General features: G+C 72.1%; 16 protein-coding genes and 1 pseudogene. 13 read left to right on the plus strand and 4 right to left on the minus strand.

Translation table 11 applies throughout. The features are described from left to right. The 3 genes and pseudogenes from RB614_RS16305 to RB614_RS16315 all read left to right on the plus strand — a co-directional run. Positions 1–414: family 43 glycosylhydrolase (locus RB614_RS16305; protein ID WP_308713348.1), on the plus strand; the 414-nt coding region annotated here is incomplete at its 5' end. Next, a pseudogene (locus RB614_RS16310) lies at positions 396–767 on the plus strand (family 43 glycosylhydrolase); the annotation flags it as partial. The gene RB614_RS16305 and the pseudogene RB614_RS16310, both read left to right, overlap by 19 nt. A gap of 248 nt (positions 768–1,015) precedes the next feature. Continuing rightward, a complete protein-coding gene (locus tag RB614_RS16315) occupies positions 1,016–2,497 on the plus strand; it encodes an alkaline phosphatase family protein (protein WP_308713349.1) in 1,482 nt (493 codons plus the stop codon). 35 nt (positions 2,498–2,532) lie between these two features. On the opposite strand, the gene RB614_RS16320 is transcribed toward RB614_RS16315, so the two are convergent. Then, positions 2,533–3,597: a LacI family DNA-binding transcriptional regulator gene (locus RB614_RS16320; RefSeq protein ID WP_308713350.1), complete on the minus strand. Its 1,065-nt coding sequence runs from the start codon at positions 3,595–3,597 to the stop codon at positions 2,533–2,535. A 209-nt stretch (positions 3,598–3,806) separates the two neighbouring features. On the opposite strand from RB614_RS16320, the gene RB614_RS16325 reads away from it, so the two are divergent. Both RB614_RS16325 and RB614_RS16330 read left to right on the plus strand, forming a co-directional pair. Continuing rightward, positions 3,807–5,714 (plus strand): glycoside hydrolase family 127 protein, encoded by a 1,908-nt coding sequence (locus RB614_RS16325; protein WP_308713351.1) that lies wholly within the window; start codon positions 3,807–3,809, stop codon positions 5,712–5,714. Between the two features lie 3 nt (positions 5,715–5,717). Beyond that, entirely contained in the window at positions 5,718–8,195 is a 2,478-nt protein-coding gene (locus RB614_RS16330; RefSeq protein WP_308713352.1) for a glycoside hydrolase family 127 protein, read from the plus strand. Between the two features lie 147 nt (positions 8,196–8,342). On the opposite strand, the gene RB614_RS16335 is transcribed toward RB614_RS16330, so the two are convergent. Further along, positions 8,343–8,846, minus strand: coding sequence for an Lrp/AsnC family transcriptional regulator (locus RB614_RS16335; protein WP_308713353.1), 504 nt, complete (start codon positions 8,844–8,846; stop codon positions 8,343–8,345). A 147-nt stretch (positions 8,847–8,993) separates the two neighbouring features. On the opposite strand from RB614_RS16335, the gene pdhA reads away from it, so the two are divergent. From pdhA to RB614_RS16375, 8 genes are all read left to right on the plus strand, one after another. Beyond that, positions 8,994–10,091 (plus strand): pyruvate dehydrogenase (acetyl-transferring) E1 component subunit alpha, encoded by a 1,098-nt coding sequence (pdhA, locus tag RB614_RS16340; protein ID WP_308713354.1) that lies wholly within the window; start codon positions 8,994–8,996, stop codon positions 10,089–10,091. Positions 10,092–10,093: 2 nt separating this feature from the next. Continuing rightward, the gene (locus RB614_RS16345; RefSeq protein ID WP_308713355.1) at positions 10,094–11,074 is read left to right on the plus strand and encodes an alpha-ketoacid dehydrogenase subunit beta; all 981 of its coding nucleotides are present in this window, start codon (positions 10,094–10,096) and stop codon (positions 11,072–11,074) included. Next, positions 11,071–12,393 carry a dihydrolipoamide acetyltransferase family protein gene (locus RB614_RS16350; protein ID WP_308713356.1) on the plus strand — a complete coding sequence of 441 codons (1,323 nt, stop codon included), beginning with the start codon at positions 11,071–11,073 and terminating at the stop codon, positions 12,391–12,393. Before RB614_RS16345 ends, RB614_RS16350 begins: the two co-directional genes overlap by 4 nt. A gap of 244 nt (positions 12,394–12,637) precedes the next feature. Beyond that, positions 12,638–13,945 carry a threonine synthase gene (locus tag RB614_RS16355; RefSeq protein ID WP_308713357.1) on the plus strand — a complete coding sequence of 436 codons (1,308 nt, stop codon included), beginning with the start codon at positions 12,638–12,640 and terminating at the stop codon, positions 13,943–13,945. 3 nt (positions 13,946–13,948) lie between these two features. Then, positions 13,949–15,145: a Xaa-Pro peptidase family protein gene (locus tag RB614_RS16360; protein WP_308713358.1), complete on the plus strand. Its 1,197-nt coding sequence runs from the start codon at positions 13,949–13,951 to the stop codon at positions 15,143–15,145. Positions 15,146–15,171: 26 nt separating this feature from the next. Further along, on the plus strand, positions 15,172–16,185 hold the full coding sequence (locus RB614_RS16365) for an LLM class flavin-dependent oxidoreductase (protein WP_308713359.1): 1,014 nt from the start codon (positions 15,172–15,174) through the stop codon (positions 16,183–16,185). A gap of 6 nt (positions 16,186–16,191) precedes the next feature. Continuing rightward, on the plus strand, positions 16,192–16,653 hold the full coding sequence (locus RB614_RS16370; protein ID WP_308713360.1) for a RidA family protein: 462 nt from the start codon (positions 16,192–16,194) through the stop codon (positions 16,651–16,653). Between the two features lie 223 nt (positions 16,654–16,876). Beyond that, positions 16,877–17,485 carry a cysteine hydrolase family protein gene (locus tag RB614_RS16375; RefSeq protein WP_308713361.1) on the plus strand — a complete coding sequence of 203 codons (609 nt, stop codon included), beginning with the start codon at positions 16,877–16,879 and terminating at the stop codon, positions 17,483–17,485. A 105-nt stretch (positions 17,486–17,590) separates the two neighbouring features. Here the strand turns inward: RB614_RS16375 and RB614_RS16380 are convergent, their stop codons facing one another. Together RB614_RS16380 and RB614_RS16385 are read right to left on the minus strand one after the other, a co-directional pair. Next, entirely contained in the window at positions 17,591–18,475 is an 885-nt protein-coding gene (locus tag RB614_RS16380; protein ID WP_308713362.1) for an IclR family transcriptional regulator, read from the minus strand. Next, positions 18,472–19,482, minus strand: a complete 1,011-nt coding sequence (locus tag RB614_RS16385; protein WP_308713363.1) for an LLM class flavin-dependent oxidoreductase — start codon at positions 19,480–19,482, stop codon at positions 18,472–18,474. Before RB614_RS16385 ends, RB614_RS16380 begins: the two co-directional genes overlap by 4 nt. Between the last annotated feature and the right edge of the window lie 32 nt (positions 19,483–19,514).

Consider the following 19,514-nt stretch of genomic DNA (forward strand, 5'->3'; position numbering starts at 1 on the left):
TTCTACTATTTGGCGACGACGACGTGGAACAACACGGTGACGATGCGTCGTTCGCGGACGTTGGGTGGGTTGGCGTCGGCGGTGGATACGGTGTTGTTCACGTTGAGTCGGCCGAATGGTGCGGGGACGATGTGGGCGCCGGAGTTTCATTTGTTGGATGGTCCGAGTGGTCGGCGGTGGTATTTCTATTACACGGCGGGGCGGGAGCCGTTTGATCTGGGTTCGCAGCGGATTCATGTGTTGGAGAGTGCGGGGTTGGATCCGATGGGTCCGTATTCGTTCAAGGCGGACATGTTGGATCCGGTGTCGGACAATACGTGGGAGTTGGATCCGGGGATTCTGCGGTTGAATGGGAGTTGTATTTGTTGGGGACGTTTTACAACGGGTCGCAGCCGATGTTCATCCGGCCGTTGAGTAATCCGTGGACGGCGTCGGGGACGCGGCGGGTGTTGACGACGCCGACGTTGTCGTGGGAGACGGTGGGTGGTGCGGTGGCTGAGGGTGGTGAGGTGTTGCAGCGTAATGGGCGTACGTTCATCGTGTATTCGGCTTCGCATTGTTCGACGCCGGATTACAAGTTGGGGATGTTGGAGTATGTGGGTGGGGATCCGTTGAGTTCGTCGTCGTGGCGGAAGTTTCCGAATCCGGTGTTTCAGCGTAGTAACGCGAATGGTGTGTACGGTCCGGGGCACAACGGGTTCTTCACGTCGCCGGACGGGACGGAGGATTGGATCGTGTATCACGCGAACAGCTCGGCTGGTGGTGGGTGTGACATGAACCGGTCGACGCGGGCGCAGAAGTTCACGTGGAACGCGGACGGCACGCCCAACTTCGGCACGCCGGTGCCGCTGGGGGCGCAGCTGGCCGTGCCCTCCGGCGAGTAGCCGGACACCCGGTGTTCGACAGGAGTTCCACCTGAGTGGATCTTGCGTTCGCGGCCGCCCACCTACGATGGCATTCACTGTTTCCGATCGATGTACGGGGTGAGGAAGCTTTGACGGCCGAGGAGAATCCGGTGTTCACGCGGCGCCGGCTGCTGGGGGCGGGCGCCGCCACCGGGGGCGCGGCGCTGGGGATGAGCGTGTTGCCGCCCAACGTCCAAAAGGCACTGGCGTCCCCGCCGCCGAGCGGGCGGCCGTCGCTGGGCGACATCGAGCACGTCGTGCTGCTCATGCAGGAGAACCGGAGCTTCGACCACTACTTCGGGACCATGTCGGGTGTGGCGGGCTTCTCGGATCCGGACGCGATCCGGCTCCCCACCGGCCGTAGCGTCTTCCACCAGCCCACCGACAAGAACCCGCACGGCTACGTGCTCCCGTTCCACCTCGACAGTCGTACGACGGCGGCGCAGGGGATGCCGACCGCCGGCGACTACGCGTGGGACCCGTCCCACATGGCGTGGAACGGCGGCAAGATGGACCAGTGGCTGCCGGCCAGCTACCGCTACTTCCAAGGCAACAAGGACAACATCCCGTTGCTCATGGGGTATTTCGACGAGCCGGACATCCCGTTCCACCGGGCGCTCGCCGACGCGTTCACGATCTGCGACCACTACTTCTGCTCGGTGCTCGGCTCCACCACACCGAACAGGGTCATGTGGGAAACCGGCACGATCGATCCCAACGGCACCGGCGGTGGCCCGATTCTCATCAACCGGATGAACGTCAACACCTGGCGGACGTACGCGGAGAACCTCACCGACGCCGGCGTGAGCTGGAAGTTCTACTGGGAGGAAGGGGGTATGAGGAGCCAGGCGTACCCGTACTTCCAGGGGTACCGGGACGCGCCCCCGACCTCGCCCCTGTACCTCAACACCCGCACACCGTCCGCTCCCGGCCAGTTCGAGTACGACGCGCTCAACGACCGGCTTCCCACCGTGAGCTGGCTGTTCCCGCCGACCGGACAGAACGAGCACCCCAACCAGTCCATGCCGGCGGCCGGGGCGCAGTACATCGCATCGAAGATCGACGCGATCGCCGCCAACCCCGACGTGTGGGCCAAGACCGTGTTCATCCTGGTCTGGGACGAGAACGGCGGCATGTTCGACCACGTCCCGCCGCCGACCCCGCCGCCCGGTACGCCCGACGAGTTCGTGACGCTGACCTCACCCGGCGGCGTCGACGGCGGCGGTCTTCCGGTGGGGGCGGGCTTCCGGGTCGGCTGTATCGTCGTCTCGCCCTGGACGGCGGGGGGCTGGGTGTGCAGCGAGCCGTTCGACCACACCTCCAACCTCCGGTTGCTGGAGCGGGTGACCGGCGTGGAGTGCACGAACATCAGCGCCTGGCGGCGGCGGACCTTCGGCGACCTCACCTCCGCGTTCCGCTTCCGCGGCAGGCCGGCCGACCCGCCGACCATGCCCAGCACGGCCGGAAACCTGGCGCTGGCCCGATACGAGGTGGCGAACCTGCCCCCGCCGGCACCGCCCACCGGCCGGCAGGTCCCGCCGCGCCAGGCCCCCGGACGGCGACCCGTCGTCCCGCCGCACCACGGCCGGTGACGGCCGGCCCGCACGGGCTGTGATCGAAGCTCCCGTCAAGTCGTTCCAGCGACCTGAGGGGAGCTTCGATCACGGACGTGGGGAAGGCGGGGGCCGGTCGAGTCGCGGACGACGAGGCGGCACGGCTGGCGCACCACGCCCGAGGTGGGCTGCCCGTCGAGGGCGGCGAAGAGGTGCCGGACCGCGGTCTCGCCGATCTGCTGCAGGTTGAGGTCCACAGTGGTCAGTGGCGGCTGGCAGTCCGCCGCGAACTCGTGCCAGTTGTCGTACCCGACGATGGAGACGTCGTCGGGTACGCGGCGGCCCATCTCCCGGACGGCGCCGGCGGCGCCGGCGGCGATCTGGTCGTTGCCGCAGGAGATGGCGTCGATCTCCGGGTGGGTCGACAGCAGCATCCGGGTCGCGTTTCGCCCCCACCGCTGCGACCACTCGCCGTACAGCGGGTCGCCGCCGACCAGCGGCAGGCCGGCGGAGGCGAGCACCTTGCGCAGGCTGGCGACCCGGTCCCGGGCGGCGCGGTAGCTCTGCGGGCCGGTGATGTGCGCGATCTGCCGGCGCCCCAGCGACACCAGGTGCTCGGTGGCGAGGCGGGCGCCGTGCTCGTCGTCGGCGAGCACGGACAGGTCGCGCGGGTCGTCGGACTCGCCGTACACGTAGACCACCGGGACCGGGATCTGGCGGGTGAGTGACGGGCGCAGGTCGTTGGAGTCGCCGAGCACCACGAAGCCGTCGACCTGGCGGGCGATGAGCGTGCGGATGTAGTGCTGGCGCCGGATCGCGTCACCGCGCGCGTCGCAGAGCAGGACCGACATCTGGCCGTTGGCGAGGGTGTTCTCCACGCCGAGCAGGATCGGGATGGAGAACCGGTGGGCCAGCTCGTCGGTCAGCAGGCCGATGGTGCGGGTGCGGCCGGTCAGCAGGCCGCGGGCCAGCACGTTCGGCTGGAAGGAGAGCTCCTCGGCGGCTTCGAGAACCCGCTGGCGGGTCTCCGGAGCGACCTCGTCCCGCGCGTTGAGCGCCTTCGACGCCGTGGCCACCGACACCCCGGCCAGCCGCGCGACGTCGGTCAACGTGACCGTCCGGGACCGCTGCCTGCCCACCGAAATCCTTTCGAAAGATGTTTCGGAGCGAAAGCCTACCCCACCGGGCCCGCGGCCGGTGATCGAAGCTCCCTCCAAGTCGCTAGAACTACTTGAGGGGAGCTTCGATCACCGTGCCCTCTTGACGCGGGCGTAACCGCGTGGCTACATTGCCGAAAAGGTTTTCGGCCACCGGGCGGCCAACGGTCCCGCGCGTTCGAGGGGTGACCATGATCGGACCGGTGCTTCCGTCCGCCGGCGCGCTGCGCCCGCTCGGCCTCGACCAGGTGCGCCTGGCCGGCGGCTTCTGGGGCGAGCGGCAGGAGCGCAACGCCAGAGCCACCATCCCGCACGCCCGCCACTGGCTGGAGGAGACCGGCTGGCTCGGCAACTTCCGCCTCGCCGCCACCGACGACCTCGCCCCGCACCGCCGGCGCGGCCGCGAGTTCTCCGACTCCGAGGTGTACAAGCTCGCCGAGGCGATGGCCTGGGAGGTCGCCCGCGGCGGCAGCGCCCCCCTCGACGAGCTGTCCACTGTGGTCGCCGCCGCGCAGGAGCCGGGTGGCTACCTCAACACGATGTTCGGCCGGCCGGGGCAGCGGCCGCGCTACAGCGACCTCACCTGGGGGCACGAGCTGTACTGCTACGGCCACCTGATCCAGGCCGGCGTCGCCCGGCTGCGCGGCGGCGTACGGGACGCGCTCACCAACGCCGCCATCCGCGCCGCCGACCACGTCTGCGTCGAGTTCGGCCCCACCGGGCGGCAGGCGCTCTGCGGCCACCCGGAGATCGAGATGGCGCTCGTCGAGCTGTACCGGGCCACTGGCACCGCTCGCTACCTCGACCAGGCCCGCCTCTTCCTCGACCGCCGCGGCCAGGCCACCCTGCCCGACATCGAGCTCGGCCGGGCGTACTTCCAGGACGACGTGCCGGTCCGCGAGCGCACCGCCTTCGCCGGCCACGCCGTACGCGCCCTCTACCTCGCCTGCGGCGCCGTCGACGTCGCGGTCGAGACCGGCGACGACAAGCTGCTCGCCGCGGTGGTGCGGCAGTGGGAGCGGACCGTCGCCACCCGCACCTACCTCACCGGCGGGATGGGCTCGCGCCACGAGGGGGAGGCGTTCGGCGAAGACTTCGAGCTGCCGCCCGACCGCGCCTACGTCGAGACCTGCGCCGCCGTCGCCTCCGTCATGCTCTGCTGGCGGCTGCTGCTGGCCACCGGCGAGGCCCGCTTCGCCGACCTGGCCGAGCGCACCCTCTACAACGTCGTCGCCGCGTCGACCTCGCTGGACGGCCGCGCGTTCTTCTACACCAACCCGCTGCAGCAGCGCGGCTCCGGACCGCTCCTGGACCGCTCCCGGCCGTGGCCGCGGGCCGCCTCCAGCGAACGCGCGCCGTGGCGCGACGTCTCCTGCTGCCCGACGAACGTGGCCCGCACCCTCGCCTCCCTCGGCGGCTACATCGCCACAGTGGACGGTGGCGGGATCCAGCTCCACCAGTACGCGAGCGGCACGGTAACCGACGGCGACACCGCGCTGACCGTCGCCACCGGCTACCCGTGGAGCGGCGGCGTCCGGATCCGGGTCGACCGCACCGGCGACGCGCCCTGGCGGCTGTCGCTGCGGGTGCCCGCCTGGGCCGGCGAGGCGACGCTGGTCACCCCAGAGGGCGCCCGCCGGGTCGGCCCCGGGTACGCGGTCGTCTCGCGCGCCTGGCGGGCCGGCGACCAGATCCGGCTGAAGCTGCCGGTCGCTCCACGCTGGACCGAACCCGATCCGCGGATCGACGCGGTCCGCGGCTGCGCCGCCGTCGAGCGCGGCCCCCTGGTGTACTGCGCCGAGTCGGTCGACCACGACCCGGCGGTGGCGCTGGACGCGGTCGACGTCGACCGCTCCGCGCCGGTCACCGAGCGCCCCCTGCCGGCACTCGGCCGGGACGTGGTCGCGCTCACCGTAGCGGGCGACCGGGGCGCGCTCCCGGTCGCCGCGGCCGGCGCCGGCTGGCCGTACGGAACACCCAGCACAGTGGAACCAGAGCCGGGCGACCTCACCCTCGTTCCCTACCACCTGTGGGCCAACCGCGGTCCGGCGACCATGCGGGTCTGGCTCCCGGTGATGTCCACACAGGACAGGAGGTAACCCGTGTCCCTCTCCCGCCGTACCGTGCTCCGCGCCGGAGCCGCGGGCGCCGTCGCCGCCGCCGGCGTCACCGCCCTGAAGCCCACCCCCGCCGTGGCCGCCCGCCCGGACACCGGAGTATCGGCGTACGCGTTTCCGCTCTCCGCCGTCACCCTGCTCGCCGGCCCGTTCCAGGCCAACATGGGACGCACCCACAGCTACCTCGGCTTCCTCGACGCCGACCGGCTGCTGCACACGTTCCGGCTGAACGTCGGCCTGCCGTCGTCCGCCGCCGCGATGGGCGGCTGGGAGACACCCACCACCGAGCTGCGCGGCCACTCCACCGGCCACGTGCTCTCCGCGCTCGCCCAGGGGTACGCCAACGGCGGCCCGGCCGCGTTCAAGACCAAGGGCGACTACCTCGTCGCCGAGCTGGCCAAGTGCCAGGACCGGGCCACCGCCGCCGGGTTCAACACCGGCTACCTGTCGGCGTACCCGGAGAGTTTCATCGACCGGGTCGAGGCCCGCCAGTCGGTGTGGGCGCCGTACTACACGCTCCACAAGATCATGGCGGGCCTGCTCGACATGCACCTGCTCGCCGGCAACGCCCAGGCGCTCACCGTGCTGACCCGGATGGCGGCCTGGGTGAAGCTCCGCAACGACCGGCTCACCCTCACCCAGCGGCAGAACATGCTGGACACCGAGTTCGGCGGGATGAACGAGGTGCTCACCAACCTCTACCAGCTCACCGCCGACCCCAACCACCTGGCCGCGGCCCAGCACTTCGACCACGCCGAGATCTTCGACCCGCTGGCGTCCAACGTGGACGCGCTGAACAACTACCACGCCAACACGCAGATCCCCAAGGTCCTCGGCGCCATCCGCGAGTACCACGCCACCGGCACCATCCGCTACCGCGACATCGCCGTCAACTTCTGGGACATCGTGACCGGGCGGCACTCGTACGCGATCGGCGGCAACTCCAACGGCGAGTACTTCAAGGCGCCGAACCGGATCGCCAGTGAGCTCTCCGACACCACCTGCGAGTGCTGCAACACGTACAACATGCTGAAGCTGACCCGGCAGCTCTTCTTCACCAACCCGGCCCGCGCCGACTACATGGACTACTACGAGAAGGCGCTCTACAACCACATTCTCGGCGCCCAGAACCCCAGCTCCTCGCATGGCTTCCACTGCTACTACGTGCCGCTGCGGCCGGGCGGCATCAAGACGTACAGCAACGACTACGACAACTGGACCTGCTGCCACGGCACCGGCATGGAGAGCAACACCAAGTACGCCGACAGCATCTACTTCCACAGTGGAGACACGCTCTACGTCAACCTCTTCGTCGCCTCGGTGCTCACCTGGCCGGGGCGGGGCATCACGGTACGGCAGGAGACCACGTTTCCCGAGGCCGCGTCGACCCGGCTCACCGTCACCGGCTCCGGCGCGTTCACGCTGCGGGTGCGGATCCCGTCGTGGACCAGCGGGGCGCAGCTCCGGCTCAACGGCGCGGTGCAGAGCGTGGCGGCCACCCCCGGCACGTACGCGACGATGAGCCGGACCTGGACGTCGGGTGACGTCGTCGAGGTGAGCCTGCCCATGTCCCTGGCCCGGGAGTCCACACCGGACAACGCCGCCGTCCAGGCGGTGCGGTACGGCCCGGTCGTCCTCGCCGGCGCCTACGGCACCAGCAACCTGTCCAGCATGCCCACGCTCAACCCGGCGACGCTCGCCGCGACGTCGACGCCGTTGCAGTTCACCGGGACCGCCAGCACCGGGGCGGTGACGCTGCTGCCGTTCTACAAGACGCACGGCCAGCGGTACACCGTCTACTGGAACGTCAACACCACGCCGCCGCCGGCCCCGTTCGTCGCGCACTACCGCTTCGACGAGACCTCGGGCACGGCGGCGGCCGACGCGACCGGCAACGGGCGCACCGCGACCCTCGGCGGCGGCGCCGGGTGGACCGGCGGGCGCACCGGGGGAGCGGTCGACCTCAACGGCACCAGCGGGTACGTGTCGCTGCCGGCCGGCATCCTGGCCGGCGCCACCGCCTGCACGGTCGCGGCGTGGGTGCGGCTCGACACCGTCGCGAACTGGTCCCGGCTGTTCGACCTCGGCTCCGGCTCGACCGCCAGCATGTTCCTGACGCCGCGCAGCAGCGCGGGCACCGCCCGGTTCGCGATCACCACCTCCGGGTCCGGCGGCGAGCAGCGGATCAACGCCCCGGCCGCGCTCCCCACCGGCGCGTGGACGCACGTCGCGGTCACCCTCTCCGGCGGCCTCGGGGTGCTCTACCTGAACGGCGCCGAGGTGGCCCGCAACGCCGCCCTGACCCTCCGCCCCGCCGACCTCGGCAGCACCACGCAGAACTGGATCGGCCGCTCCCAGTACGGCGGCGACCCGTACCTGGACGGTGCCGTGGACGGCTTCCGCCTCTACAGCCGCGCGCTGACCGCGGCCGAGGTCGCCGACCTCCACGCCACCGGGCAGTAACGCCCACGGTCCCCGGCTGGTGGCTCGACCTGCGCCCGGCTCGTCGGGCCGCCAGCCGGCCTCACCCCTCGCGCCACCCGCCCGTGATCGAAGCTCCCCTCACGTCGCTAGAACGACATGACGGGAGCTTCGATCACGGGCAGCCCTCTAGTGCAACAGCATCTCGTCCGGTACCTCCTCGAATACCAGCTGGGTCTGGGTGTTGCGGACCCCGGGGATGGACTGGATCTCGTCCAGGATGAGCGCGCGCAGGTGCGCCTGGTCGGGCACCCGGGCCAGCGCGATGATGTCGAACGCGCCGCCGGTCAGCGCGAAGTGCTGGATCGCCGGCAGCCGGGTGAGCCGTTCGCGGACGTCGCGCCACGCGTTCTGCTCGATCTGCATCGTCACGTAGACGGCGGTGGTGAGCCCCACCTGGGCCGGGTCGAGGCGCACCGAGAAACCGCGGATGACCCGGTCGCGGACCAGCCGGGCGAGCCGGCTGTACGCGTTCGCGCGGGAGATGTGCAGCCGCTCGGCGAGGGTGCGCACCGCCATCCGGCCGTCCTTGACCAGCTCGGCGACCATCCGGCGGTCCAGGTCGTCGAGCGGCGCCGGCTGTCTCGCCGGCGGGGCCGGTGCCGCCTCCGGCGTGCCAGTTTGTCTCTCCATCCCGCCCTCCGGTTCGCATCTGTCTCGGAGATCTTCCAGTCTATGGACAGCTGCCCAAGATCGAACGCATCGTAGCGGGCAAGCGCGGACATCGTGCCGGGCGAGCGCGGGCACAGCGCGGGCACAGCGCGGGCGAGGGAGGTCGAGGTGGCGACGAGGTCGAAGGCGGCCGGGGCGCGGCTGCTCCCCTCCGCGGAGCCGGTGCGGTTCATCGAGGCGGACGGCACGCCGGTCGCCCGGCGCGGGCTGCCCGGCGGCCCCGAACTGCGCGCCGCGTACCGGGCGCTGGTGCTCGGGCGCAGGTTCGAGCAGCAGGCGACCGCCCTGGTCAAGCAGGGACAGCTCGCCGTGTACCCGTCGGCGCACGGCCAGGAGGCGGCCGAGGTCGGTGCCGTCCTCGCGCTGCGCTCCACCGACTGGATCTTCCCGACGTACCGGGACAGCGTCGCGCTGCTCACCCGCGGCGTCGACCCGGTCGAGATCCTCACCCTGCTGCGCGGCGAGTGGCACTGCGGCTACGACCCGTACACCCACCACGCCGCCCCGCAGTGCACCCCGCTGGCCACCCAGGCCCCGCACGCGGTCGGCCTGGCCTTCGCCGCGCAGGCCAGGGGCGAGGAGACGGTCGCGCTCGCGTTCGTCGGCGACGGCGCGACCAGCGAGGGCGACTTCCACGAGGCGCTCAACTTCGCCGCCGTCTTCCACCTGCCGGTCGTCTTCTTCGTGCAGAACAACCAGTACGCCATCTCGGTCCCGGTCCGCCGCCAGACGGCGGCGCCGTCGCTGGCGCACAAAGCCATCGGGTACGGCATGCCGGGCGTCCTGGTCGACGGCAACGACGCCGCCGCGGTGCTCTCCGTGGTCGGCGCGGCGGCCCGGCGGGCGCGCGAGGGGGAGGGGCCGACCCTCGTGGAGGCGGTGACGTACCGGATCGACGCGCACACCAACGCCGACGACGCCACCCGGTACCGCCCCGACGAGGAGGTCACCGGCTGGCTGGCCCGCGACCCGCTGGCCCGCCTCACCGCGTACCTGACGAACTCCGGTCAGCTCAACGTCGACGTCGAGGCGGCCGTCGCGGCCGAGGCGGAGGAGCTCGCCGCCGATCTGCGCACCCGCCTCGTGGCCGAGGTGCCGCCACCGCCGCGGGAGCTGTTCGCGCACGTGTACCACCGCCCCACCCAGCGCCTGCGCGACCAGGCCGAGCTGCTGCGGGCCGAGTCCACCGCACCCGAGGGGAGCTGACCGTGGCCACCACCTCGATGGCGCAGGCGATCAACCAGGCGCTCGCCGACGCGCTCGCGGAGGACGAACGGGTGCTGGTCTTCGGCGAGGATGTCGGCACCCTCGGCGGCGTCTTCCGGATCACCGACGGGCTGGCCGCCAAGTACGGCGAGCGGCGCTGCTTCGACACCCCGCTGGCCGAGTCCGGCATCGTCGGCATGGCGGTCGGCATGGCCATGCACGGGCTGCGGCCGGTGGTGGAGATGCAGTTCGACGCGTTCGCCTACCCCGCGTTCGAGCAGATCGTCAGCCACGTCGCCAAGATGCGCAACCGCACCCGGGGCCGGGTGAGCCTGCCGATGGTGATCCGCGCCCCGTACGGCGGCGGCATCGGCGGGGTCGAGCACCACAGCGACTCCTCCGAGGCGTACTACGCGCACACGCCCGGGCTCACGGTGGTCGCGCCGGCGACGGTCGCGGACGCGTACAGCCTGCTGCGCGCGGCGGTCGCCTGGCCCGACCCGGTGATCTTCCTGGAGCCCAAGCGCCTCTACTGGAGCAAGGAGGAGGTCACCCTCCCGGTGCACGCCGAGCCGATCGGCCGCGCCGTGGTGCGCCGCGGCGGCACCGACGCCACCCTCGTCGCGTACGGCCCGAGCGTCCGGGTCGCCCTCGCCGCCGCCGAGGCCGCCCGCGAGGAGGGCTGGGACCTCGAGGTCGTCGACGTGCGCAGCATCGTGCCGCTGGACGAGGAGACGCTGGTCGCGAGCGTACGCCGGACCGGCCGCGCGGTGGTCGTCGCGGAGGCGCCCGGCTTCGCCAGCGTGGCCTCGGAGCTCACGGCCCTGCTCGCCGAGCGCTGCTTCCACGCGCTGGCCGCGCCGGTGCTGCGGGTGACCGGCTTCGACATCCCGTACCCGTCGCCGAAGCTGGAGCACCACCACCTGCCGGACGTCGAACGCGTCCTGGACGCCGTCGCCGCGCTGCAGTGGGAGGACGCGTGACCACCCGGCAGTTCCGCCTGCCCGACCTCGGCGAGGGGCTGACCGAGGCGGAGGTGCTGCGCTGGCTGGTCGCGGTCGGCGACCCGGTCGCGGTCGACCAGCCGGTGGTCGAGGTGGAGACCGCCAAGGCCAGCGTCGAGGTCCCGTCCCCGTACGCCGGGGTGGTGGCCGAGCTGCACGCCGCCGAGGGCCGGACGGTGGACGTCGGCGCCCCGCTCATCTCCATCGCCGCCCCTTCGGCGCGGGCGCCGCTCGCCGGGCCATCCGCGCCGGCGTCCGTTCCGCCGGGGCCGGGCGCCGCTGCCCCCGCGCCGGGCGCCGATCCGTCCGTGCCGGGCGCCGACGCGTCCGGGGGCGAGGGGTCGGGCAACGTCCTGGTGGGCTACGGCACGGCCGAGGCGCGCCGCGGCCGCCGTGGCCGGCGCCGCCCGGCTGCCGCGCCGCCGGCACCCGGCACCCGCCCATTGGTGATCTCACCGATCGTGCGCCGGCTGGCCCGCGACCACCACGTCGACCTGGCCGCGCTGACCGGCACCGCGCCGGGCGGCGTGATCGCCCGCCGCGACGTCGAGCGGGCCATCGAAGCCGCCTCCGCGCCCCCGGCACCGCCCGCCCCGCCGCTCGCGGTGCGCGACCGGGTACCGCTGCGTGGCGTCCGCCGGACCGTGGCGGACCGGCTCACCCGCAGCCGCCAGGAGATCCCGGACGCCACCACCTGGGTCGACGTCGACGCCACCGACCTCGTCGAGACCCGCCGGCAGATGCTCGCCCGCGACCCGGACAGCCCGGTCGGCGTCCTGGCGTTCATCGCCCGGTTCGTGGTGGCCGGGCTGGCCCGCTACCCCGACCTGAACAGCCGCGTCGACCCGGCCGCCGGCGAGATCGTCCGCCTCGCCGGCGTCAACCTGGGGATCGCCGCCCAGGGCGAGCGCGGCCTGCTGGTGCCGGTCGTCCACGACGCGCACGAGCGCAACGTCCGCGAGCTGCACGGCGAGATCGCCCGCCTCGCCACGGCCGCCCGCGCCGGCGAGCTGGGCGTGGCCGACCTCACCGGCGGGACGTTCACCCTCAACAACTACGGCGTGTTCAACGTGGACGGTGCCACCCCGATCATCAACCACCCGGAGACCGCGCTGCTCGGCGTCGGGCGGATCCTGGACCGCCCGTGGGTGGTCGACGGGGAGATCGTGCCGCGGAAGATCGCCCAGTTCTCGCTGACCTTCGACCACCGGGTCTGCGACGGCGCCACGGCCGCCGGCTTCCTCCGCTTCGTCGTCGACTGCGTCGAACGCCCCGCCGACGCCCTCGCGCTCATATAGGCGCCCTCGCCCTCGTTCAGGGACGAGCGGCGGCACCCGCGTGCACGGGAGCTCTCGAGCTGCCCGCACAGACGGGGCAGCCCCAGAGCCTCCCGCACGCACCACGTCGGCCGAACGCCCCGATCGCCCCGCGACACCCTGCCCGCCGGCCGCATCGGCGCTGCCCAGGCGAAGTGTTGATATCGCCAGTCGCAATGGTGTAGCGTTCAGCGCAACGATAAAGATCGGCTGGAGGTACCCCGTCATGCGCCCACGTGCCCTTCGGTGCATTCGATGCGGGACCGAGGGGTCGCCCACCGGGCCGTTCAAGGGCTGCCCGGTCTGCGCCGCGGACGGAAAGCCGACCAACGTGCAGGTCGTCTACGACGACGCCGAGCTGCTGCCGGCGTTGCGCCGGGTCGCGGGGCGGGGCCGGTCGCCGCGGGACATGTGGCACTACCGCGAGGTGTTGCCGGTCTCCGACGACGCGATCGTCAGCCTGGGGGAGGGGGCGACCCCCCTGCTGCCCGCCCCGCGGCTCGGCGCCAAGCTCGGCATTCCCAAGCTGCACCTCAAGGACGAGAGCCGCAACCCCACCGGTTCGTTCAAGGACCGCCTGGCCGCCGCGGCGGTCTCGGCCGCGCGCGGGCTCGGCCGCCGGGTCATCGTCGGCTCCTCGTCCGGAAACGCCGGCGCGGCCGTCGCCGCGATGTCGGCGCGGGCCGGGCTGCCGTGCGTGATGTTCACGACGCAGAAGTTTCCGCTCGCCATGAAGACGCAGATGGCCGTCTACGGCACCTACCTGCTGGCCGCGCCGACCGTGCAGGACCGGTGGAGCCTGATGGAGACCGGCGTCGACCGGCTCGGCTGGTTTCCGGTCACGGTGTTCGGCTACCCGTTCTTCGGCAGCAACTGCTACGGCATCGAGGGCTACAAGACCATCGGGTACGAGATCGTCGACCAGCTCGACGCCGTACCCGACCACGTCGTCTTCCCGGTGGGGGCGGGCGACGCGTTCTCCGGGGCGTTCAAGGCGATCGACGAGTACCACCGGGCCGGCGTGATCGACCGGCTGCCGGTGATGCACGCGGCCGAGGTGTACGGCCCGCTGGAGCGGACCCTCGCCAGCGGCGCCGACGTGGTCGAGGCGGTCGAGGTGACCGAGCCGACGGTCGCCGTCTCGGTCGGCTCCAACCTCTCCACGTACCAGGCCCTGGACGTGCTGCGCCGCACCGGCGGGTCGGCCCGCAGCGCCAGCAACCAGGAGATGCTCCAGGCGCAGCGCGACCTGGGCGCCCTCGAAGGGATCTGGGTGGAGACCTCGTCCGCGCTCTCCGTCGCCGCGCTGCCCCGGCTGGTCGCCGACGGCGCGGTCGACCCGGACTCGGTCGTCGTCGCGGTGCTCACCTCCGACGGCCTCAAGGACCCGGAGACCACGGCGGCCGCGCTGCCGCCGATCCCGGACTGCGCGGCCGAGTTCGACTCGGCGCTCGGCACCTTGGCGGCGAGCTACGGCTTCGACGCACGCGAACACGCGGTACCGGCCACCCGCCGGGCCGAAGGAAGGGGATGACACATGTCCGTCAACGTCGCTCGTGCCACGGCCCTCATGCGGGCGGAGGGTGTGGATGGCATCGTCTCCGCCACGCTCGAAAACAACTTCTACCTCTCCGGCGTGTGGGACGACGGGCAGGAGCTCTTCCCCCTGGACAGCGAGTTCTACACGGTCGCCACCGCGGACGCGCCGGACGCCGGCATCGTGGTCTGCTCGATCGGCGCCGCCGACCTCACCCTCGGCGGGTACCCCTCGCTCAAGGACGTGGTCACGTTCGGCACGTTCTTCCGGGACATCGTGGACGGTGTGTCGCTCGACCCCGACGAGCAGCGGGTGCGGGCCATCACCGAGGCGCACGAGGTCGGCCGGGCGTCGGTCGACGCGCTCGCCGAGGCGATCACCCGGCTCGGCCTCGCCGAGGGCGTCGTCGCCGTCGACGAGCGCGGCCCCAAGCGCGACCTGCTCGCCGCGCTCGCCGAGAAGCTCCCGAAGGCCCAGTTCCGGCCGGCCTCCGGGCTCTTGCGCAACATCCGCGCGGTCAAGATGCCCGACGAGATCGAGCGCATCACCGAAGCCTTGCGCATCACCGAGAACGGGCTGCGCGCCGCGTTCGCCGAGTTCCGGGAGGGCGTCAGCGAGAAGGACGTGCAGAACGCGTTCGAGCGGGCGGTGACCGCCGAGGGCGGGCGGACCGGGTTCTGCCTCGTGCGCTTCGGCAAGGGCCTCGCGCTCGGCCAGGTGCCGGCCTCCCCGGACATCAAGCTCGGCGCCAACGACTTCGCCTTCTTCGACGTCGGCATCAAGTACCGCGGCTACCGGTCCGACATCGGCCGCCTGGTCTCCTTCGGCGAGCCCTCCGACGAGCTGCGCTTCCTCTTCGACGCCTCGAAGACCGGCCAGCAGACGGCGATCGACATGATGCGCCCCGGCGTGGTCGCCAAGGACGTCTTCACCGCCGCCGTGCAGGCGGTCCGGGACGCCGGCATCCCCAGCTACAAGCGGCAGCACGTCGGGCACGGCATCGGCATCGAGTACTACGATCTGCCGGTGCTCACCCCGAACGCGGAGACGGTGCTCGAGCCGGGCATGGTCTTCGAGGTGGAGACGCCGTACTACCGGCTCGGGGTCGGCGGCTCCTTCATCGAGGACACCGTCGTGGTCACCGACTCCGGTTCGTCGATCATCACCACGCTCAGCCGGGACCTGACCGTACTCTGAGGTCCGCCAGTCACGAAGGAGCCCGGATGAAGTTCGGCATCAGCATCCCCACCTGCGTGGAGGGGATGGCGTATCCCATCCGGTTCGCCGACCAGCACGAGGTGGTCGCGCTCGGCGTCGAGGCGGAGGAGCTCGGGTTCGACTCGGTGCTCGTCAACGACCACTTCAGCACGATGCCGTACGTGCGGGCCCAGTTCCCCGACCCGCCGCGCTTCTACGAGCCGCTGGTCACCCTCGGCTACCTGGCCGCCCGCACCGAGCGGATCCGGATGATGACCGGCGTCGTGGTGATGCCGATGCGCGAGCCGGTGCTGCTGGCCAAGCAGGCGGCCACCCTCGACCAGCTCAGCGACGGCCGGCTGATCCTCGGCATCGGCGTCGGGGCGTACCGGGCGGAGTTCGAGTCGGTCCACCCCGAGCTGGCCGGCGCGCCCCGCGGCGAGCTGGTGGCCGAGGGGATCGAGGCGCTCACCGCGCTGTTCACCCAGCGGGTCGCCGGGTACGAGGGCAGGCACTACCGCTTCACCGACGTCGAGCTGTACCCGAAGCCGAAACAGGACCCGTTCCCGATGTTCTCCTGCGGCAACGCGGACGGCACCATCCAGCGGGCCGCCCGCTGGTGCGCCGGGTGGATGCCCGCCGGGATGCCGGCCGACCGGCTCGCCACCGGCGTGGAGCGGCTGCGCGGGCTGGCCGCCGAGGCCGGCCGCGACGGCGCCGCCATCGAGGTCGCGCCGCAGCTCGTGCTCTGCGTCGACCGCGACGCCGAGCGGGCGATGGAGCGGTTCACCGCGTCCCAGGCGTACGAGCACCTGGTGAGCCTGCGCCGCTCCACGCTCAAGGGCATCGACCTGGACAGCTACACCTCACAAAACCTCATCGGCACCGTCGACGAGATCGTCGAGCGGGTGCGGCGGCTCAGGGACGCCGGCGCCACCCAGCTGGCCGGCATGATCGTGGTCGCCAACTCGACCGGCGAGATGCGCGAGCAGATGCGCCTGTTCGCGGCCGAGGTCCTGCCCGCGTTCCAGGAGGCGTGAAGCACCGTGCCCACTCCCGAAGAGCGACTGGCCGAGCTCGGCCTGACCCTGCCCGCGCCGTTCCCGCCCGCCGCCGCATACGTATCCGTGCGGGTGGACGGCGGCCTCGCCTACGTCGCCGGGCACGGGCCGATGCGCGACGGCAAGGCGGTCTACACCGGCAAGCTCGGCTCCGATGTGGACATCGAGACCGGCAAGCTCTCGGCCCAGCTGACCGCGCTCAACATCCTCGCCTCGCTCAAGGCCGAACTGGGCGAGCTGAGCCGGGTCACCGGCTTCCTCAAGCTGCTCGTGCTCGTCAACGCCACCCCCGACTTCACCCAGCCGCACCTGGTCGCCGACGGCGCCAGCGACCTCGTCCACGCGCTCTACGGCCCGGCCAGCCGGCACGCCCGTTCCGCGATCGGCGTCGCCTCCCTGCCGCTCGGCATCGCCACCGAGATCGAGGCCGTCGTCACCGTCTCCTGAGGCCCGCGCGCCGCGCGCCGCCCCACGCCCGTCTCCTTCCAGAGCGCCTCCTGCTCGGTGCCCCAGCCGGAGCGCTCCGGTACCGTCGACGATCATCGCGTCGCGCGGGACGAGCCGGTCGTCGGGGCCCTCGCCGACGTCGCGGGGGAGCCCGGCGTGCGAGTTCGCGTCAATGTTGCGCTTGACGCTATCGTGTTGCGTCTGAGATGGCTATGCTGATGGGGTGACTCTCCGTACCCTCGATCGCGCCGCGGTCGTCATCGTCGACATGCAGAACGGGTTCTGCCACCCGGACGGCTCGTTCGGCCGGGCCGGCGCCGACGTCTCCGGCTGCGGCGCGGCCGCCCCGGCGTGCGAGGAGCTGGTCAAGATCGGTCACGACGCCGGCATCCCGGTGGTCTGGACCCGCGCGATCCACGAAGACGACCTCTCCGACTGGCGGATGCTCACCGAGGTCCCGATGTACAAGGGGCTGATCGGGATCGGCAGCTGCGTCGAGGGCACCTGGGACGCGGAGTTCTTCGCCCCGCTCGCCCCGGCCGACGGCGACCTGGTGGTGAGCAAGTCCCGGTTCAGCCCGTTCGTGGAGACCGACATCGCCGACCGGCTGCGCGCCCTCGGCGTGGAAAACCTGCTGGTCGGCGGCGTCGGCACCAGCGCCTGCGTGGAGAGCACCGTGCGCGACGCCAGCCAGCGCGACTTCCGCACCTACGTGGTCTCCGAGGCGACCGGCGACATCTCCCCGGCCGCGCACGAGCACTCGCTGCACGTGATGGGCTCGCTTTTCGGATGGACGGTCTCGATCGAGGATGTGCGCGCCGCCGCGGCGTGACCGTCCCCCCGGCCGGTCTGGTCGCCGGCCTGGTCAGGCACCCCCTGGCCGGCGGCCAGGCCTCACCCGCCGCGGTGGTCACGGCGTGCGGAGTCGCAGCGAAGATCAGCTGTCGGTGTCGGCGCCGGAGGCGCGGACCAGGCGCTCGATGCGGCGAACGCAGTCCTGCAGCTCGCGCGGCAGGATCCGGCCCAGCCCCTCGGTCTCCGGGAAGCCCAGGTAGTCGACGGAGAGCGCGAGGATCGGCGAGCCGTCCTGATCGCAGAGGGCGACCGCGACCGTGTTGACGCCCGGGCTGTACCGCCCCTGGCTCTCGCCGAAGCCACGCTCGCGGATCGCGGCGAAGTCGGCCCGCACCTCGTCGATGTCCGGGAACTGCCGGATCGAGCCGCCCGCCTGCCGCCGCCGCGCGACGATCTGGTCGGCCTTGACCGGCGGCAGGAACGCCAGCAGCGTGCGCCCGGTCGTCGTGTGCTCGGCGATCAGCCGGCTGCCCGGGTCCATGTACAGGTTGATCGGGCCCGGCCCGCGGATCGTGGAGATGACCACGACGTCGCCGCCGTCGAGCTGCGCCAGGTACGCCGTCGCGTACGGGTGCGCTGCGATCATCCGGGTGAGCTCCTTCTCGGCCACGTCCTTGAGCAGCTGGCCGGCGAGGTAGCGCTGGCCCAGCTCCCAGATCCGCAGCCCCACCCGGTACCGGCGGGAGACCGGGTCCTGCTCGATGAAGCGGCGCGCGACCAGCGTCGACAGGATGCGGTGGATGACGCTCTTGTCGAGGTCGAGCTGGCGGGACAGCTCCAGCACGCCGATCTGGCTCTCCTCGCCGAGGAACGCCTCCAGCACGCGCAGCGCGCGGTCCACCGTCGAGTTTCGCGCCTCGCCGGACGGCTCGGACGCGACGGTCGGGTGCCGGGAATCGGTGCGGGCCACGGCCGCCCGCGGCCCCACCGGCGAACGCCTCGCCATGCTCGCACTCCCGTCGCTCATCGATCCGCTCCGCCCGGCGTCAGCGGAGACACTACATCCTGGGCGATCCGGCGGGCGAGCGCGGCCGTCGATGCCCCCGCGGGCGGGAACAGCACGAACGACACGTGGTCGATCCCGCAGTCGCGGATCGCCCGGAGCCGCTCGCGGACCCGTTCCGGCGTGCCGTGCACGGCGAACGCGTCGACGATGTGGTCGGGCAGCAGCCGGGCCGCCTCCCGCGGCGTCTCCGTCGGGTACCGCCAGCCGCGCGCGTCCAGGTGGTCGCGGAGCGAGGACGGCAGCTCGATGCCGATGCGGTCCAGGATCGGCCGGCTGGTGATCAGCGAGGCGAGCACGATCTTGCTGACCGCGGTGCGGGCGGCGGCCGGGTCGTCGTCGACCGAGACGTACAGCCAGGACATCACGTCGACGTCGGACCGGCTGCGGCCGGCCCGCTCGATGCCCCGCCCGACCATGTCCAGCGCGTACTTCAGGCCGCCCGGCTCGGCGAAGCCGCCGATGATCGCGCCGTCCGCGACCTCGCCGGCCAGCCGCAGGATGCGCGGCCCGCGCGCGGCCAGGTACACCGGGATCCGGCGCAGCGGCCCGAAGTCGATCTGGGTGCCGCGCAGCGAGAACGCCTCGCCCTCGAAGCTCACCGTCTCGCCCTGGAAGAGCAGGTGCGCGATCCGCACCGCCTCGCGCAGCGCGCGGACCGGGTTGTCCCGCTTGACGCCGTACGCGTCGAGGCCGCCGCCGGCGCCGTACGCGAGCGTGGCCCGCCCGCCGGAGAGCTCGTCGATGGTGGCGATCGCGGCCGCCGTGTGCGCCGGGTGCCGGGTGTACGGATTGGTGACCGCCGGCCCCATCCCGATCCGCGTGGTGGCCGTGGCGATCGTCGCGAGGCTCACGTACACGTTGCGGAGCAGGCGCTCGTCCGGCACCCAGACGTCGCTGAAGCCGAGCGCCTCGTACTCCCGGGCGCGCGTGGCGAGCTCCGGCATGGGCTGCTCGACGAGCGACGCCACCCCCCAACGAAACGGCCGACGCTCTCCGGGCG

The organism is Phytohabitans maris (assembly GCF_031085175.1).
GTDB lineage: Bacteria > Actinomycetota > Actinomycetes > Mycobacteriales > Micromonosporaceae > Phytohabitans > Phytohabitans maris.

Excerpts from the sequence above, each read along its gene's own strand:
- RB614_RS16325 (WP_308713351.1), top strand. The coding sequence starts at position 3,807 with ATGATCGGACCGGTGCTTCCGTCCGCCGGCGCGCTGCGCCCGCTCGGC.
- RB614_RS16335 (WP_308713353.1), bottom strand. The coding sequence starts at position 8,846 with ATGGAGAGACAAACTGGCACGCCGGAGGCGGCACCGGCCCCGCCGGCG.
- RB614_RS16355 (WP_308713357.1), top strand. The coding sequence starts at position 12,638 with ATGCGCCCACGTGCCCTTCGGTGCATTCGATGCGGGACCGAGGGGTCG.
- RB614_RS16360 (WP_308713358.1), top strand. The coding sequence starts at position 13,949 with ATGTCCGTCAACGTCGCTCGTGCCACGGCCCTCATGCGGGCGGAGGGT.
- RB614_RS16365 (WP_308713359.1), top strand. The coding sequence starts at position 15,172 with ATGAAGTTCGGCATCAGCATCCCCACCTGCGTGGAGGGGATGGCGTAT.
- RB614_RS16380 (WP_308713362.1), bottom strand. The coding sequence starts at position 18,475 with ATGAGCGACGGGAGTGCGAGCATGGCGAGGCGTTCGCCGGTGGGGCCG.